General features: G+C 59.1%; 11 protein-coding genes. 8 read left to right on the top strand and 3 right to left on the bottom strand.

The window, feature by feature from the left end; genetic code table 11:
- Positions 1-157: 157 nt before the first annotated feature.
- Both GFER_RS08060 and GFER_RS08055 read right to left on the bottom strand, forming a co-directional pair.
- Complete coding sequence (locus GFER_RS08060) at positions 158-919, bottom strand: lytic transglycosylase domain-containing protein (RefSeq protein WP_040098210.1); 762 nt, start codon at positions 917-919, stop codon at positions 158-160.
- Positions 920-1,005: 86 nt separating this feature from the next.
- Positions 1,006-1,641 (bottom strand): HAD family hydrolase, encoded by a 636-nt coding sequence (locus GFER_RS08055; protein ID WP_040098208.1) that lies wholly within the window; start codon positions 1,639-1,641, stop codon positions 1,006-1,008.
- Positions 1,642-1,835: 194 nt separating this feature from the next.
- On the opposite strand from GFER_RS08055, the gene GFER_RS08050 reads away from it, so the two are divergent.
- The 3 genes from GFER_RS08050 (at position 1,836) to GFER_RS08040 (ending at position 6,926) form a co-directional block, all read left to right on the top strand.
- Positions 1,836-3,131, top strand: a complete 1,296-nt coding sequence (locus GFER_RS08050; RefSeq protein WP_040098206.1) for a glutaredoxin family protein — start codon at positions 1,836-1,838, stop codon at positions 3,129-3,131.
- A gap of 44 nt (positions 3,132-3,175) precedes the next feature.
- Entirely contained in the window at positions 3,176-5,755 is a 2,580-nt protein-coding gene (locus tag GFER_RS17640) for an EAL domain-containing protein (protein WP_052446185.1), read from the top strand.
- Between the two features lie 202 nt (positions 5,756-5,957).
- Positions 5,958-6,926: a helix-turn-helix transcriptional regulator gene (locus GFER_RS08040; RefSeq protein ID WP_052446182.1), complete on the top strand. Its 969-nt coding sequence runs from the start codon at positions 5,958-5,960 to the stop codon at positions 6,924-6,926.
- An 11-nt stretch (positions 6,927-6,937) separates the two neighbouring features.
- Here GFER_RS08040 and GFER_RS08035 read toward each other — a convergent pair whose 3' ends face one another.
- Entirely contained in the window at positions 6,938-7,384 is a 447-nt protein-coding gene (locus GFER_RS08035; RefSeq protein ID WP_040098204.1) for a FixH family protein, read from the bottom strand.
- A 127-nt stretch (positions 7,385-7,511) separates the two neighbouring features.
- On the opposite strand from GFER_RS08035, the gene GFER_RS17635 reads away from it, so the two are divergent.
- From GFER_RS17635 to GFER_RS08010, 5 genes are all read left to right on the top strand, one after another.
- Positions 7,512-9,050 carry a sensor histidine kinase gene (locus tag GFER_RS17635; RefSeq protein WP_052446180.1) on the top strand — a complete coding sequence of 513 codons (1,539 nt, stop codon included), beginning with the start codon at positions 7,512-7,514 and terminating at the stop codon, positions 9,048-9,050.
- 36 nt (positions 9,051-9,086) lie between these two features.
- Positions 9,087-10,055 (top strand): polyprenyl synthetase family protein, encoded by a 969-nt coding sequence (locus GFER_RS08025; RefSeq protein ID WP_040098202.1) that lies wholly within the window; start codon positions 9,087-9,089, stop codon positions 10,053-10,055.
- 89 nt (positions 10,056-10,144) lie between these two features.
- Positions 10,145-12,649, top strand: a complete 2,505-nt coding sequence (locus GFER_RS08020) for a PAS domain-containing sensor histidine kinase (RefSeq protein WP_040098200.1) — start codon at positions 10,145-10,147, stop codon at positions 12,647-12,649.
- 205 nt (positions 12,650-12,854) lie between these two features.
- Positions 12,855-14,237, top strand: a complete 1,383-nt coding sequence (locus tag GFER_RS08015) for a sigma-54-dependent transcriptional regulator (protein ID WP_040098198.1) — start codon at positions 12,855-12,857, stop codon at positions 14,235-14,237.
- Positions 14,238-14,730: 493 nt separating this feature from the next.
- Entirely contained in the window at positions 14,731-16,485 is a 1,755-nt protein-coding gene (locus tag GFER_RS08010) for an SLC13 family permease (RefSeq protein WP_040098196.1), read from the top strand.
- Positions 16,486-16,546: the final 61 nt, after the last annotated feature.

The raw sequence follows: 16,546 nt of genomic DNA, 5'->3' as shown, positions 1-16,546 counted from the left end.
TTCTGCTTAGAAAGTAGGACAAAGCTCGGAAGGTGTCAAGGGTTTTTTTAAAAAAACCAACTTTGAGTGGGGGAGATCTAAACATCCGGCCCTTAGCAACTCTGCCGGCAAAAAAAAAACCAGGAACATGACTTGAGCCCGGAACTGAAGAGAACGCTTAGGCGCTGCGTTTGCCGCTGAATTCCGTCAGGTACTGCTTGACGCGGATCTGGTAATTGCGCGTTTCCTCGGGTAAGCGGCCGTCGCTGCGGGCCAGATTGCCCATGCCCCAGTTGTAGGCGGCCAGGGCCTGATCGAGGTTGCCGTCGTAGCGTTTGAGCAGGTCGCGCAGATAACGTGTGCCACCCATGATGTTCTGCTCCGGATCGAAAGAATCCTCGACCCCGAGTTCTCGAGCGGTGGCGGGCATGAGTTGCATCAAGCCCTGGGCACCAGCGGGCGATTGGGCGCGCGGGTTGAAGCTGCTTTCGGCTTTGATGACGGCTTTGATCAGTTCGGGAGCGACCTGGTAGCGTTGCGCCGCTTTGTCGACCAACTGCTCGATGGTCGATGCGGGTTTGGATTCCGTGCTATGGGTCAAGCGCGGCGCGGCCGTTGCAACGGGTCGGTTTTCCGACATCAGGCTGAACTTTTGACGGGCGACGGCGGGATTGGCCGGCGGAACCGGCGGCAGCGATGCAAAAAAGGACGCAGTGTCGCGTTTTCCGTTATCGTCCCAGGCGATGAGGCCAGCCATCATTTCGAGCTTCACCAGCGCCGCCAGATGGCGGGCCTGATCGCCGCTCAAGGGCTGGCCCTGGGCCAGGGAGCTGTCGAGCAACTGCTCAAACACGCGCGTTTTTTTTGCGGTATCGGTGTCGGCGCCGGTCGCTTGGGCGGCAAGCATTTCACGCAGGTTGGCAATGGGGTTGACGGCCATGAAATCATCTCCCGGGTTTGACATGGACTCGAATCAGCAACCATTGAATAGCAGGAAACGTGCCGAAGTCTTTCTTGGGGCGGACCTCAACCCAGTAGGCCGATGACCTCACGGATATCCCCCAGCACATGGCATGCGCGCGAAAAATCGCTGTCGCCGGTCAGCCCGTTGGGAATGACGGCGCAAGCCAGGCCGGCATCCACGGAGGATTGCAGGCCGCGTTGGGTGTCTTCGACGACCAGGCAGTGCGCGGGAGCGATGCCGCTGCGTTTCAGAGCGGTCAGGTAGGGTTCGGGATGGGGTTTGGTGTGTTGATAGTCCTCGCGGGTGAGGATGAAGTCGAAATACCCGAGAATGCCGGTGTTGCGGTGGATGATGTCGAAATGCTCGCGCAGGCTGCTGGTCACGATGGCCATGCGGCAGCGGCCGTGCAGGGCGTGCAGGGTCTCTTTGACCCAGGGCAGGGCCGGGGGGGCGTGGGCGAGCAATGCGCTGTAACGCTCATTGCGCTGGCGGCGCATGTCCTCAAGTTCCCTGGGGGTGGCCCCTTGGTCACGGGCCAGATCGAAGGCGCTGCGCCCTTGCTGCAGGGAAATGCGAATGAAGGCTTCGCGGCTCAGCGCCACGCCCGTCTCGGCGAGGACTTCACGGGTGGCCTGGAAGTAGAGAGGTTCGGTGTCGACGAGAACGCCGTCGTTATCCCAGAAGATGGCTTTGATCATGATAGGGCAATGATACTTCATCCCGCCCGCCGAGGCAAAGGGTGGCTGACGAAGCAACGCCGCCGAGGATCACGCGCGACTCTCGGCGGCACAAATTGCAAGAGGGCGAAAAATCGATTCAATTTTGCTGCGCTGCAGGGCAGGGCTGATAGAATCAATGGGAACATGCGCCTTGATACCGATTGGGGAGGGCTATGCGCGGGTTTCCGTTGTGGCTTTTACTGATACTGGCGGGGTCGCCTTGGCAGGGGGTGGCGGCTCCCGTGGAAAAAACCGGGGCGGCGGGTTCACGGCAGGTCGTGCTCCTGGTGTATTCGGCCGCGAATTGCCCCCACTGCCGCCAAGCCGAAGAATTTCTCAAAGAACTTGCCGTGGATAGGCCCGCGCTGGTGATTGATGTCCGCGATATTTGGACCAATCGCCGCCATTTCGAAGAGTTGATACGCCTTGCCGATATTTATGAGGTGTCCGTCACCACTCCCTCCATCTTTCTCGGCGATCGCGCCTGGTTCGGCTTCGGTCGCGAGCGCGGGCGGCAGATTGAGGCGGCGGTTGAAGAATGTCTTCTCACCGGTTGTCCCGACACCTTGGCTTTGGCGGCGGCGGGTCGGCTACAGCCACGGTCACCCCCGCCGGCCTTGGAGACGCAAAGCGAGGACACCAGCGTCTTTATTCCCTGGGTGGGGCGGGTGGATGGGCGCACCCTGAGCCTGCCGGTCTTCACCCTGGTCATCGGTCTGCTGGACAGCTTTAACCCCTGCGCGTTTTTCGTGCTGCTCTTTCTGTTGAGCCTACTGGTTCATCTGCGCTCGCGGGGCCGCATGCTGCTGGTGGGCGGCATATTCATCTTTTTTTCCGGCCTGTTTTATTTTCTGTTCATGGCGGCCTGGCTCAACCTGTTTCTTTCCTTCGGACAGATACGCGGTCTGACCCTGGCGGCGGGAGCCCTTGCCCTGATCATGGGCGGGATCAACATCAAGGACTTTTTCTATTTCAAGCAGGGCTTCAGTCTTTCCATTCCCGAGTCGGCCAAACCGCGACTGTTTCAGCGAATGCGCGGACTGCTCAAGGCGTCGAGCTTAGGCTCGATGATCGGCGCCACCATTGTCCTGGCGGCTGCGGCCAACATGTATGAGCTTTTGTGCACTGCGGGATTCCCCATGGTTTACACGCGGGTATTGACCTTGCATGAATTGCCCACCTGGCAATATTATCTGTTCCTTTCCGTGTACAACCTAGTTTATGTTGTCCCTTTATTGGTCATTCTTGTGGTCTTTACCTGGACCTTAGGCGCGTCCAAGCTCAGCGAGTGGCAGGGACGGGTTCTCAAGCTTCTTTCGGGAACCATGATGCTCCTGCTTGGTACGGTTCTGCTGCTGCGTCCACTTTTGCTCAGCCAGGTTCTGGTGTCCCTTGGGCTGCTGATTCTGGCGGTTCTGATCACCTGGTGTGTGGCCGCGCTGCGCAAGCGCATGGAGCAGGGCGTGTAAGTTAACTGACAGGATTTAAGAATTTTATGTTGTTGAGGTCGTTCATGTCTTTCCCCGAATCCATCCGTGCCGATTCTTCAGGGGGCGGCGGCTCTCCGGCGGCGACGAAAAGGCGCCAGGTCTTAAGCATTGCGCGGGGCCAGAATGTCGGATTTTTCTTCGATTCCGATGAAGATCACCGGCAGGTCATTCGCGAGTTTGCCCGGGACGGCTTGGAGCAGGGAGAGAAGATTCTTTATCTGACGGCGCGGCGCTCCGTTGCCGCCATTCAGGATTACTTTAAAACGCTCGACCTTCCCGAAGGACTATGCCCTCGCGCCGAGCAGATTTGCATTGTCCCGGCACAATTTCCACCTTCACCTCTGGCGGAGCCCCTGGTCGACATCTACCGCCGCTTTTTGCTTGAACAACTCCAGCTTGCGCGCCGCCAAGGCTTTTCCGGTCTGCGAATGACCAGCGAGCAGCTCTTGTCCATCGAGTTTCTTGAGGATCCTCCGGACCGCCTCGCCTACAAGCGCCAGGTGCAGGCCCTGGTGCGTGAGCAGGGCTGCGTTACCCTTTGCCAGTACGATTTGCGCTTTTTCGACAGCGGCGCGCTGCTCGATCTGTTGTCCACTCACGAGCAGGTGATCTTCGGCCGTGAATTTCACCGCAATCTTTACTTCGTTCCTTTTGATTGCGCCCAGTCCGGTCGCAGCCGTATCACTCTGCGCGCCTGCTTGCAGAATCTGCAGGCGCATTCGCACTCCCAGCAGGAGATTCAACACCGCGTTGCCCAGCAGGCCATGGTCGCCGAGTTGGGACGTGACGCCCTGGCCGGGATGGAACTCGATGATCTCATGGCCAAGGTGGTCATAGAAATTTCTCAGGTTTTGGGCGGCGATTGGAGCCGGGTGCTGGAACTTGATCCCGCGGAGCGCCGTCTGGTGATGCGCGCCGCTTCGGGCTGGACGCCCCACTCAGGCGAGGATCGTGGACCTTCGGATTGTCTGAATTGGACCCTGGAGGGGCAAGCCCTGCTTGAGGCGACCCGGCCGGTGGTTTCAGGCGACTTGGCCCAAGGGCAACCGCTTGAGTTTTGCCGGCCTGTGCCGGAGCAAGCGGTGTCCGCCGCCTGCATCGCCATCCCGGGGCATCACCGGCCGTTCGGCGTACTCGGTGTTTATACCCGGCAGTTGCGCTCATTCGCGCCTGAGGATCTGCTCTTTCTGCAGTCGGTGGCGAATATTCTGGCCGTCGCCATCGATCGTCGCCGCACCGATCAGGAAATTCAGCAACTCGCTTATTACGATCGCCTTACCGGGCTGCCCAACCGCACGTTGCTTCATGATCGCCTCGACGGTGCGCTTTCGCGGGCGCGTCGCGGTGGTCATGAAGTCGCCGTCATGTTTCTGGATCTCGATCGTTTCAAATCCATTAACGATACCCTCGGCCATGCCAGCGGCGATGAGCTGCTGAAGATTGTCGGGCAGCGTCTGATTGCCAGTGTGCGCCAGACCGATACGGTGGCGCGCCTGGGCGGAGACGAGTTCGTCATTCTTCTGGCCGAACTCGATCAGGAGGGCGGCGCCGCCGATGTGGCGCAGAAAGTTCTTCACGGATTGGCCACGCCGGTGATGCTCGGCGATCAAGAGGTGATCACCACCACCAGTATCGGCATTTCCATCTATCCCGAGGACGGTGAGGATTCGGGCAATCTGTTGCGCAACGCCGATATCGCCATGTACCAAGCCAAGGAGCAAGGGAAAAATACCTACAGGTTTTTCTCTCAGGATCTCAACGCGCGGGTACAGGAGCGGGTTAAAGTTGAAACCTGTTTGCGCAAGGCGCTGGAGCGCGACGAGCTGTTCCTTCTCTACCAGCCCCAGCTTGATCTTCGCACCGGGCGTATGGTCGGTATGGAGGCGCTGGTGCGCTGGAACCATCCGGAACTGGGGGTTCTCACCCCGGATAAGTTCATCGGTGTGGCCGAGGACACGGGCCTGATCCTGAACATCGGCCAATGGGTCATCACCACCGCCTGCAAGCAGGCCAATGCCTGGACGGCGCAGGGTTTTGCGCCCCTGCGTCTGGCCGTCAACATCTCCGGCCGTCAGTTCAACCATCCGTGCTTTATCGACCAGCTTGATCACGTACTGGAGTCGACCTGCTTCGACCCTGCCCGGCTGGAGCTGGAACTGACCGAAAGCACTATCATGGAAAATGCCGACATCACCATCATGACCCTGACCGACGTCAAGGTGCGAGGCATCAACCTGGCCATCGACGATTTCGGCACCGGCTATTCTTCCCTGAGCTACCTCAAGCACTTTCCCTTCGATCGCCTGAAGATCGCCCAGTCTTTTGTGAAGGATGTCACCACCGACGCGGATAACGCGGCGATTGTCGACGCGGTGATTGCCGTGGCCCACAGCCTCAATATCAAGGTCATCGCCGAGGGCGTCGAAACCCGCCAGCAGCTCGACTTTCTCTTTGCGCGCCAGTGCGACGAGCTGCAGGGGTTCTACTTCGGTCGACCCATCGGTGTTGATGAATTTACCGAACTTCTGCGCTCCGGGTTCGCGCTGAAAGACATCTGCCCATTTGAGGCCAAGCCAGGTTCCCCTGCTCCGTCTTCCTCCTGACGCCCTCCATCCCTGCGCTGTGTTATTGTCCACCGGTTCGCGACCCCCCCCTTTCCGCCCCGCGGTGCGCATCTGTTTCTGCGTTCCCTGCAGGGGGCGAGGCGGACTTGGCGTAGCGCGCCATCGCAGTGTTTTTGTTTGATGTTTACGCCTGAGGTGAAAATCTGCTAAAGTCGTGTGATTTTTTCGTTTCGAGGGGATTATGAAGCAGCCTTTGCCACCCATGGTCAACCTTGACAGCGATGCGATCCGCCGCATTCGCGAAGAAAAACGCTTGACCCAGCTCTATGTCGCCAAGGTCGTCGGCGTGACGACCGATACGGTGTCGCGCTGGGAGAATAACCGCTATCCAAGCATCAAGCGCGAGAATGCCCTGCGTCTTGCCGAGGCGTTGGAAATCCCCGTTGGTGATATTTTGGAAAAGGGCACAGCCCCGACAGCGCCGGATCAGGGTGCGGATGTCGTGCCTGAAGAGCCTGCGGGAGAGAAGGGATCTCCTTTACTGCGCCGGATTGTTGCCTTGGTGTTTTTTGCCTTTGTCGCGGTCGCGGTGACCGTGTTTTTCTGGGGGCGCCAAGACGAACTAGCCTTGGACCGATTTTCCGCGCAACGCCTGCTGCCCAATTATGCCGCGCCGGAGACGGTCATTCCGGTCCGGATTCGCTTGATGGCCGATACCACGGCCAAGGGTTTCATTCTGCGCGAGCATTTTCCCCGAGGCTGGAAGATGGTTGAAGCCAGTCCGCCTCCTTCGAGCCTGGATAACGAAGCGGGGGTGGCACGCTGGATCATCAAGCCGGGCGAGGAGCGGCCGCGCGTGGTATATCGGCTCAAGGTCGACGCGACGGCGGACGTCGGCAGCCAGGCCCGCTTCAGCGGAGAGATTGTGGTCAGTCCGACGGGCCGCAGCCTGTCGGTGCCGACCAACGGCGACAAGGTTCTCAAGGTCGCCCCGATCATCTGGGCCGACCTCGACGGCGACGGCGTGATCGACGATGGAGAAATGCTGGAAGCCTCGGATACCTATGATGAAATGAGGGGTGTGCACATGGATTGGGACATCCTCGAAAAGATCTGGGATGCCGGTGGTTATCGCTGGGACGCCGAGGAAGTTCGTTTTATCCCCGAACGGCCTGCCGCGCCCAATGCCTCTTCGCCTCTGACCCCTTAAACCCCTTCTGCTCAGAACATAATGAGCATCGAGCGGGCGATGTGATTTTGCGCCTGTTCGATGCGGATCCGGGCCTGCACCTGTTCGGCCAGGTCGGTGGGCAAAGCGGCAACGTAAAGCCCCGGGGCTGTTTCGCGCAACGGCAGTTCGCGCAGCTGCCGCGATCCTTCCGCCAGGGTAAGCAGGCCTTGGCCGCCGGTCACGGGCCGACCTTGGTGGTCCGTCAGGTGCGCCCGGAGCTGATTCTCTTCGATGCTCAAGGCCAGTTCCCAGGTCAGACCTGCCGCCGCGCGTTCCTCCTGAGGAAACACCTCGCGGGGCGCGCTCGGAGCGGGGTTTGCGGACTGTGGCAACTGGCGCATGGAGAGGTTGAGTCCGCCAAGGGTGAGAAACACCGAGAGGGCGCCGATGATGACGATGACAAGGGGGATGCGGCTGTCAAAGGCAGGGCGTTTCATCGGCCGTTCCTTTCCGTTGTTGAAGATTTCTCTCAACGCTTCCTTCGCTTGGAACTTTTCAAATCCTCTTTAATCTTAGCACGAATCGCACCCGCGACCACAGGCCCTTGGCGCCTACGGAGATGATGTGATTTCCACTATCGGTAAAAAACTCTTTTTCCTCACCGCGGCCCTGCAAGTGCTGGTGCTGGCGGCAACCCTCGGGTTTCTCGAACGCAGCCAGGCGCGTCAGTGGGAAGAACATCTTCATACCCAGAGCCTGGCTTTTGCGCGCCTGGCGACCCCCGAACTGCTGAGGTTTTTTCGCGGAACCTTCCCTCCGTCCCAACAGCCGCCGCCGCGAGAACTCCGTGAGTTGCTGAGTTTTAATCAGGATCTGATGCAGTTTTCCCTGTACGCTCCGAGCGGGCGCCTGCTCTATGCCTCGCCCCTGTTGGGCGAGGCTGCCGTGGTCGCGGTGGGTGATCTGCTCGAAGCCGATCCTGGGTCCCTGCGCGTGCAGCAGCCGCAAACATCGCTGGAAAGGCGGCAGCTTGGCGGCGAGCATTTTCTCGACCTGATTCATCCCGCCTTCGGGCCGACGGGTGAACACGTTTTATCTGTCCGCTATCTGATCTCGTCGGCGGGCATCAGAGAGTTGCAAGCGGCGACGCGCGCCGATTATTTGCGCATCGCTCTGATTGCCGCGCTGACCTCGCTGGTCCTCGCCGCTCTGATGGCGCGCTGGGTCAGCCGTCCCGTACGCCAGTTGACATCCGGGGCGCGTGCCTTGGCCCGCGGCGAAACCCCGCAACATCTGCATCTGCGAGGCCGCGATGAAATCGGGGCCCTGGCGCGCGCGTTTAACGACATGGCATCCAGTCTGGCGGCCAAGCATGGCGAGCTCCTCGAAAAAAATACCGCTCTTGCCGCGGCCAATCAAGATCTGCGGCAGATGCAGGACAGTCTGGTGCGCGCTGAAAAGCTGGCCGCCATCGGGCAGTTGGCAGCCGGCGTATCCCATGAGATCGACAATCCCGTCGGCATTATCCTCGGCTACGCCGAATTGCTGCGGGATGAGTTTCCCGACGGGGATGCGCGCCGCGAGGATGTGGAAACCATTATTCGCGAATGTCAGCGTTGTCGCCGCATCACCGGCGGCCTTCTGGGGTTTGCCCGCCAGCAGCCGACCCATTGCGAACCTCTCGACTTGAACACCCTGGCGGCCGACATTCTCCGCTCCCTGCAGGTGCAGAAACTGTTTCGGGACATCCGCTGGGTCACCTCTTTTGCGCCCGCGCCGGTGATCGTCGCGGGCGATTCAGATAAACTCAGGCAGGTTCTGATCAATCTGCTGCTCAATGCCGGCCAGGCCCTGAACGGCCACGGCGAGATCTGTTTAGAGATTCGCCGGGTGGATGGCTGCGCGGAAATTCTGGTGGCCGACAGCGGGCCGGGCATCGCCGAAGCCGACCTGGAGAAGGTCTTTGAACCCTTTTACTCGACCAAGGAGCGTGGTCAGGGAACAGGTCTGGGGCTGGCCGTGTGCCGCAAGCTGGTGGACGAGCATGGAGGTCGCGTGAGTGCCGCTCGGCGCGCGAACGGCGGCGCGCAGTTCCGTGTGCTGCTGCCTTTGGCGCAAGAGGAAAAATGTTTTGACATCAGTCCGGATAATTCATTAGGATAGCAGCACTTTTACCGATTGAGGAAGATTGCCCCTGCCATGGAAAATGCTCTGAAGCTTCTCTCTGCCGACCTGGTGAAGGTCGAAGGCCAGTTTAAGGAATTTCTCGACTCTGATGTCTATCTCGTCCGTAAGATGGGCGAGTATGTCATCGCCAGCGGCGGCAAGCGCATGCGTCCCATGCTGCTCCTGCTCTGCGCGCGACTCTGCGATTACCAGGGAGATCAGCACATCGGCCTGGGCGCGGTGGTTGAATTTCTGCATACCGCGACCCTGCTGCACGACGATGTGGTTGATGACGCCGTACTGCGCCGCGGCAATGCCTCGGCCAATACTCTGTGGGGCAATCAGGCTTCGGTGCTGGTGGGCGATTTTCTTTTAGCCAAATCCTTTTCCATTATGGTGCGCGGCGGCAACCTCGATATCCTTCAGGTGCTTTCCGATGCGACCACGCGCATGTCCGAAGGCGAAATCATGCAGCTCATCGGCACCTGCGATCTGAGCATGGATGAAGCGCGCTACCTCGATGTGGTGCGCAGCAAAACGGCGGTGCTGATTTCAGCGGCCTGCGAGGTCGGCGGCATTCTCGGCGAGGTCGATGCCAAGCGGCGCAAGGTTCTGGCGGATTTCGGCATGGATCTGGGCATTGCCTTTCAGTTTATGGACGACGCCCTGGATTATGTCGCGGAGGAGGCCGAGTTCGGCAAGGCCCGTGGGCACGATCTGGAAGAGGGCAAAATGACCTTGCCGCTGATCCATGCCCTGCGCCAGTGTAGTGCCGAAGAGCGCACGCGGGTTGAGGAAATCATCGAGCAGGATGAACTGACGCCCGAGTCCCTGGAATTCGTCTGTGACCTCATTGAGCGCTTCGGCGGAATCGACCACACCCGTCGGCGCGCCATGGAACTGGTCGCGCAGGCCAAGGCGCGTTTGAGCGACTTTCCCGCCAGCGAAGCCCGTCAGGCCCTGTTCGATCTGGCCGACTACGTTGTCAGTCGCCGTAAATAGCTCATTGCCCCGGTGGGCGCGTCCGCGCCCGTCCGGGGTTTTGCATCGCCCCCTTCTATTTTTCCGCCGGTTGCGGCTATAATCGACGAATGCCGCGCATCAATCTCCATCAGAAGGTCCTTTTCGCCTTTCTTGTCCTGGCTTTTGTTCCTCTGGCCTTTCTGGCGTCCTATTCCACCGGCAACTTGCGTGAGGTCGAGGTCTATCTGCGTGACAGCGCCACCCGCGCTCTTGACCAGCAGGCGGCCAAGGCGCTCGAATTGCGCGCGCAAATGGTGGCCGAGGACGTTGCCCTGTTTCTGCGCAGAATCGAGCAAGACCTGTACGACCTCGCGCTGATTCCCCCGCGCCCCGAAAATTATCTGCGGTTTCAGCAACACCACCGCCGACCCGTCTGGTATCGCGCTGGAACCAACGCCGAACCCGTCGAAGTTCGTGAAAACGTTCCTCTGTATCGCGAGGTGACGCTGGTGGGGGCCGATGGCCGGGAGCGTCTGCGCATCGAAAACGGGGTGCCGCGCACGGATTTACGCGATCTGTCCGACCCACGCAATACGACCTATTTAACCGAAGATTATTTTCTGCGGGCGCGGGAATTGCCGCCCGGTGAAATTCACGTCACACATTTGACCGGTTGGCATGTCGGCAAGCAGGAGCAGTTGGGTGATGCGGCAACCCCGGAAGAGGCGGTAGAGGGAGCCAAGTACGAAGGGGTGGTGCGTTTTGCCAAGCCACTGCACGACCAAGACGGAGCCTTGCAGGCGGTGCTGGTTCTTTCCCTTGATCACCGTCACCTCATGGCGTTTACCCAGCACATCACCCCCACCGCAGAAAACTACGTTCTTTTCCCGTCCTATGACAGCGGCAACTATGCTTTCATGTTTGACGATGAAGGATGGATCATCACCCATCCCAAGTTTTGGAACCTGCGCGGACTCGATGCCCAGGGACGGCTCGTGCCACCTTACCGGGTCGATTCCTCTTCCGAAGAGATCGAGGCGGGACGCATCCCCTACAATCTCTTTTACGCAGGCTTCATTCATCCCAACTACCCGGTGGCGGCACAGGCGGTTTTGCGAAGCGATCTCGGTGTGGTCGATGTTACCAACGTCGGCGGGTCCCAGAAGATCATGGCGTATGCCCCCATTCCCTATGATCGCGGCGTTTACCGGGACAGCGGAGTTTTTGGCGGAATCACCATCGGCGCCGAACTGCGCCAGTTTCATCAGGCGGCGCTGGAAACCTCGGCCTTCATCCGTGCCGAGGTCACGCGCTTCATGCACCGCTCATGGTTGCTGGTTACCCTGACCATGGCCGTGGTGTTCGCCGTCGCCTGGTGGCTGACGCAGGGCATTACCGGGCCCTTGCTGCGCCTTACCGAAGGCACGCGGCAGATGGCTCGCGGCAAGCTGGCGGGTGTGGTGACGGTGAGCCGACAGGACGAAGTGGGCGAGTTGACCGAATCCTTTAATGCCATGGCTCGGGAACTCGAAAACCGTCGCCGCCGTCTCGTCGATTCGTTGGCGGCGCTGCGGCGTTCACGCACGGAAATCATGCGCGAGCGCAATTTTAAGCGAACGGTGCTGGAAAACATCGAAACGGGGATCCTGACTCTTGACGAGGACAGTCGCGTGACGTCCCTCAACGGAGCCGTGCGCAAAATTCTGGTTTTGGGGAAAATGAGCGGCTCCGTCGACCTTCTCGATTGTCTGGCGCAATGGCCTGAGCTTTTGGAGCCTTTGCGCGAGGCCTTGCCGTTGAACCCCAGCGAGCGCTGGGCGCGCTACGTCAAGCTTGAACGCCAGGGGCGGGTCATGACGGTGCGCCTGGCACTGGTGCCGCTATTGGCGCAGGCCGAGACCAAGGGGCGCATCCTGACGGTTGAGGACCTGACCGAGCGGGTCAACATGCGCGAGCATCTTGAGCGCATGGAGCGCTTGGCATCCCTGGGGCGGCTCTCTGCGGGTATCGCCCATGAAATCCGCAACCCTCTGACCGGCATCAGCATCATGCTCGATGATCTGCATGACCGGTTGCTGAGCAATCCCGCTGACCGGAGCCTGATTCAGCGCGCTCTGCAGGAAATGGAACGCCTTGAAGGCCTGGTCAATGAGCTGTTGACCTTTGCCACCACCGCCCATTCGACCCTGAAGCCGAGTCCGTTGGCGCCGGTTCTGCGCGACATTCTGTTTCTGGTTGAAAAACAGTGTGAACGTTCGAATATTCAGCTCGACCAGTCCATCGCCGAGAACATTCCGCCTTTTCCTCTGGATCCGGCCAAAATCAAGCAGGCCTTTCTCAACCTGCTGACCAACGCCATTGCCGCCATGCCCGAGGGCGGACACCTCAGTGTGGCCGCCGAGGTCTGCGCCGATCAGGTGCGGGTGGTGATCAAGGACAGCGGCGAGGGAATTGCCGAAGAGCGTCTGCCCCTTATCTTTGAGCCCTTCTATACCAGCAAAGGCGAGGGCACCGGCCTGGGGCTCTCCATCACCCACAATATCGTTTCCGATCACGGTGGTCGCATCGAGGTGAAGAGTCAACCCGGGCAGGGGGCGGAGTTTATTTTGTGGTTTCCTTTGAATAGGGGCTGAGCAATCCCGCCCGTCCTGCTAGGTCTTCTAAATACCCTAAAGCACATTTATTATCTGCAGTGTGGCGAAAATTCACCATTTTTGTCGTTGCCATAATGGGATAATTCGCCTAATATCTGGTAGCCGTTCGTTTGCGAGTGGTAATTTTCACCTGGGTCCGTTCGGATTTCGCGGATTCAGGTTTCAGGAAGGCGGGCAGGAAAGCATGGAAAAAATCCTGATTGTCGACGACGAGGCATTCATTCGCGAGAATCTGGAGCGAATTCTGGCCGAGGATGGATTTCGGCCCTTTTCCACCGGCAGCAGCGAGGAAGCGGTGCGTCTGGTCGGCGAAGAGGAAATAGATCTGGTGCTGCTCGATCTCAATCTCGGCGCCCGCAGCGGGCTTGATGTGCTGCGCGAACTCAGGGAAGTTGATCCCGAGGTCCTGGTGATCATCATCACCGGCTACGGCACCGTGGAAAGTGCCGTCGAGGCCCTCAAACTTGGTGCTTACGACTATATCAAGAAACCCTTCAAGGCCGATGCCATTCACCTCATCGTGCGTCTGGCCCTGGAAACCCAGAACCTGCGGCGCGAGGTGCGCCACCTCAAGCGTGAAGGCGGCGGACAGCTTGCTTCCAACGAGATGATCGGCTCGAGTCCGCAGTTGCTGCAGGTATTTCGGCAGCTTCAGGAAGTGGCCAAACACGAAAACGCCACGGTGCTCATTACCGGCGAAAGCGGCACGGGCAAAGAACTGGTGGCGCGCGCCATCCACAATCTTTCGCCGCGCAAGGATCGCCCTTTTGTGGAAATCAACTGTGGTTCCTTGCCCTTCAACCTGTTGGAAACCGAATTGTTCGGTCATGAGCGGGGCGCTTTTACCGACGCCAAGACGCGCAAGATCGGCCTTATTGAAGAATCCAACGGCGGCACGGTGTTTCTCGACGAGATCGGCGAGATGGACCTCAATCTGCAAGTCAAGCTGCTGCGTGTGCTCGAGGATCGCAAAATCCGGCGCCTTGGCGGGGTGCGCAATCTTGATATCGACGTGCGCGTGATCGCCGCGACCAATCGTGACCTCAAGCAGGCAATCGAGGAAAAGGTCTTCCGCGAGGACCTCTTCTATCGCCTCAATGTTTTCCCCATCCATGTGCCGCCATTACGTGACCGCCGCGAGGATATCGCGCATCTTCTGGATTTTTTCCTCAAACGTTTCAGTCGTGAGTTCAACAAGAAAATGCGCGACGTCTCGCGTCCGGCCCTGGATCTTTTAATGCGCTACCACTGGCCGGGCAACGTGCGCGAGTTGCGCAACGTCGTCGAGCGGATCTGCATCATGCACAATAGCGAGATCATAACTCCGGAGATGCTGCCGGGAGAAATCTGGGGTGATGCTCCCCGCCGTGACGCGCCTTTCTCCTTTGAGATTCCTCCCGAGGGGATTTTGCTGGAGGAGATGGTCAACGAGGTGGAAAAGGAGCTGATCGCCAAGGCTTTGCAGATTACCGGCGGCAATGTGGCCAAGACCTCGCGGCTGTTGAATGTCCCGCGCGGCACCCTGCGTTACAAGCTGGAAAAGTATGATCTGTCCGGCGATGAGTGACGGGCGCCCCTGACGTGATCAGGGGCTTTCCCGTAGAACTTATTTTGCACTTTGCGTCGCGATGGCCAATTGCGACGCAGCCTGCGGTGCAGGTTGAAAAGTGACCTTCATCTTACTTGTGCGTGTTAAAAACGACGGATTTCGATCCGTCGTTTTTTTGTGGCCAAATTTAGCCAGGGGCTTTTCTTCGTCGCAGGGGAACCTATGTGGACGATAACGGGGATGCTACTCATATTTCCCTGGCCAAAATCAGCCAGTCTTTTGAGGCGGTTCGGGATAGCGAATACACATTATTATAACGATATTCTAAAAACACTGTTCTGAAGAAAAAAGTTTTTCTGTTTAAAAGCAGAATGTTGAAGGTTTTGCGGGGATTTTTCGCCCAAGATCTGTAAGGCTTGGCACCCCCATTGCTAAAAATGAGAAGTCGTCTTGCGAGGTCATCATATTCAGTGTTTGGCCTTTATCATTTTTTGCGAAGGAGAGAAGCTCTATGATCGCAACAGTCTGGAACCGCCTCTGGCAAATGCACGACGAAACCAAGGCCTTGTTTCTTTACAGTCCCAAGGCCATGCTCAAGCGTTTCCGTCGTGACCATCTGCATTTCAGCAACAGCAAGAAAGATGAGCACGACATCGATCTGGCCGATGAAATGGAAGAGGCGCCCGCCGAGCACGTCCGACGTCTCAAGTCAGGTCCCGGCGGGGTTGATGAGGGGGAGCCTCGCGAATACACCCGCCGTCAGAAACTCGGCTTGATTCTCGGCCCGGTTCTGTTCGTGCTCATGCTGATTGTGCCCACGCCTGCCGGCATGGAGCCTGAGGCCCAGCGCATGGCAGCTATTGCTCTGCTCATGGCGACCTGGTGGATGTGCGAGTCGATTCCCATCCCCGCCACCAGCCTTCTGCCCATCGCCCTGTTCCCCTGGATGGGCGTCATGGCTACGGGGCGCGCCACCGCCCCCTATGCGAGCCATCTGATTTTTCTATTCATGGGCGGCTTCATCATCGCCCTGGCCATGCAGCGCTGGAACCTGCATCGGCGCATCGCCATGAATATCGTCAAGGTGGTGGGCTTTTCGCCGCCGCGCCTGATCTTCGGTTTTATGGCGGCGACCGCCGTTTTGTCGGCCTTTGTCTCCAACACCGCGACCACGGTTATGATGATGCCCATCGGTCTGGCGATCATCACCCATGTCGTTACCGAGGGGAAGAAGGAGGGCCTCGACAAGCATATCGATTTCTCTCCCGAGCAGTTCGCCTTCGGTCTTAATCTGATGCTGGGTATCGCCTATGCCGCCTCCATCGGCGGGATGGCGACGCTCATCGGTACCCCGCCCAATACGGTATTGGCGGGTTATCTGAGCAAAACCCACGGCTATGAGATCACCTTCGCCACCTGGATGATGGTCGGCGTGCCGCTGGTGCTGATCATGCTGCCTTTGTGCTGGTTGTGGCTGACGCGGATCGCCAATCCCATGAAACTCAAGAAGGTCCCCGGCGGTCGTGACCTTATCGACGAAGAGCTGCGCATGATGGGCAAGATGAACACCGGTGAGCGCTGGACGGCCCTGGTGTTCGCTCTGACCGCCCTCTCCTGGATTTTCCGCAAGCAACTCGGCTTCCTCTTCCCTGACCCCGGCATGATCACCGATGCCACCATCGCCATGATCGGTGCCTTGGTGCTGTTCCTGATTCCCATCGACATGAAAAAGAACATCTTCGTCATGGACATGGACTGGCACTGGGCGAGCAAGATGCCCTGGGGCGTGCTGATTCTGTTTGGTGGCGGTCTGGCTCTGGCGGAAGGTTTCAAGGTGACCCAACTGGCCGAGTGGATTGGCCTGCAGGTGACCTTGCTGGAAAACGCGCCGGTTCTCATTCTGGTCATCGCCGTCGCCGCCTTGATTATTTTCCTTACCGAGCTGACCTCCAACACGGCGACGGCGGCTATGTCCATGCCGATCCTCGCGGCGGTTGCCATCGGCCTGGGGCAGAATCCCCTGTTGCTGCTGGTGCCCGCGGCCATCGCCGCAAGTTGTGCCTTCATGCTGCCGGTGGCCACCCCGCCCAACGCCATCGTGTTCGGCTCGGGCTACGTGACCATCCCACAGATGGCGAAAAGCGGCTTCGGTCTCAACATTCTCAGCATCCTCCTCGCCGTGGCGGCCACCTACCTGCTGGTGGTGCCGATCTTCGGCGTGGTGATCGGCGAGATCCCCGTTTGGGCGTTGAACGGCGCCCCGTAAATTTCCGACGATCCTTTTCCATGAAAAACCCGGCCCCCTCCGGGTTGTCGCCCCGCTTTCA

Origin of the sequence: Geoalkalibacter ferrihydriticus DSM 17813, from assembly GCF_000820505.1 — a bacterium.
Taxonomy (GTDB): Bacteria; Desulfobacterota; Desulfuromonadia; order Desulfuromonadales; family Geoalkalibacteraceae; genus Geoalkalibacter; species Geoalkalibacter ferrihydriticus.
The sequence above is the reverse complement of the archived record's forward strand: the minus strand, read 5'-3'. Positions and strand labels throughout refer to the sequence as shown.

Bases quoted from the DNA above. Each gene is read 5' to 3' on its own strand.
- GFER_RS08060 (WP_040098210.1), bottom strand. From the start codon at position 919: ATGGCCGTCAACCCCATTGCCAACCTGCGTGAAATGCTTGCCGCCCAA.
- GFER_RS08055 (WP_040098208.1), bottom strand. From the start codon at position 1,641: ATGATCAAAGCCATCTTCTGGGATAACGACGGCGTTCTCGTCGACACC.
- GFER_RS08050 (WP_040098206.1), top strand. From the start codon at position 1,836: ATGCGCGGGTTTCCGTTGTGGCTTTTACTGATACTGGCGGGGTCGCCT.
- GFER_RS17640 (WP_052446185.1), top strand. From the start codon at position 3,176: ATGTCTTTCCCCGAATCCATCCGTGCCGATTCTTCAGGGGGCGGCGGC.
- GFER_RS08040 (WP_052446182.1), top strand. From the start codon at position 5,958: ATGAAGCAGCCTTTGCCACCCATGGTCAACCTTGACAGCGATGCGATC.
- GFER_RS08035 (WP_040098204.1), bottom strand. From the start codon at position 7,384: ATGAAACGCCCTGCCTTTGACAGCCGCATCCCCCTTGTCATCGTCATC.
- GFER_RS08025 (WP_040098202.1), top strand. From the start codon at position 9,087: ATGGAAAATGCTCTGAAGCTTCTCTCTGCCGACCTGGTGAAGGTCGAA.
- GFER_RS08020 (WP_040098200.1), top strand. From the start codon at position 10,145: ATGCCGCGCATCAATCTCCATCAGAAGGTCCTTTTCGCCTTTCTTGTC.
- GFER_RS08015 (WP_040098198.1), top strand. From the start codon at position 12,855: ATGGAAAAAATCCTGATTGTCGACGACGAGGCATTCATTCGCGAGAAT.
- GFER_RS08010 (WP_040098196.1), top strand. From the start codon at position 14,731: ATGATCGCAACAGTCTGGAACCGCCTCTGGCAAATGCACGACGAAACC.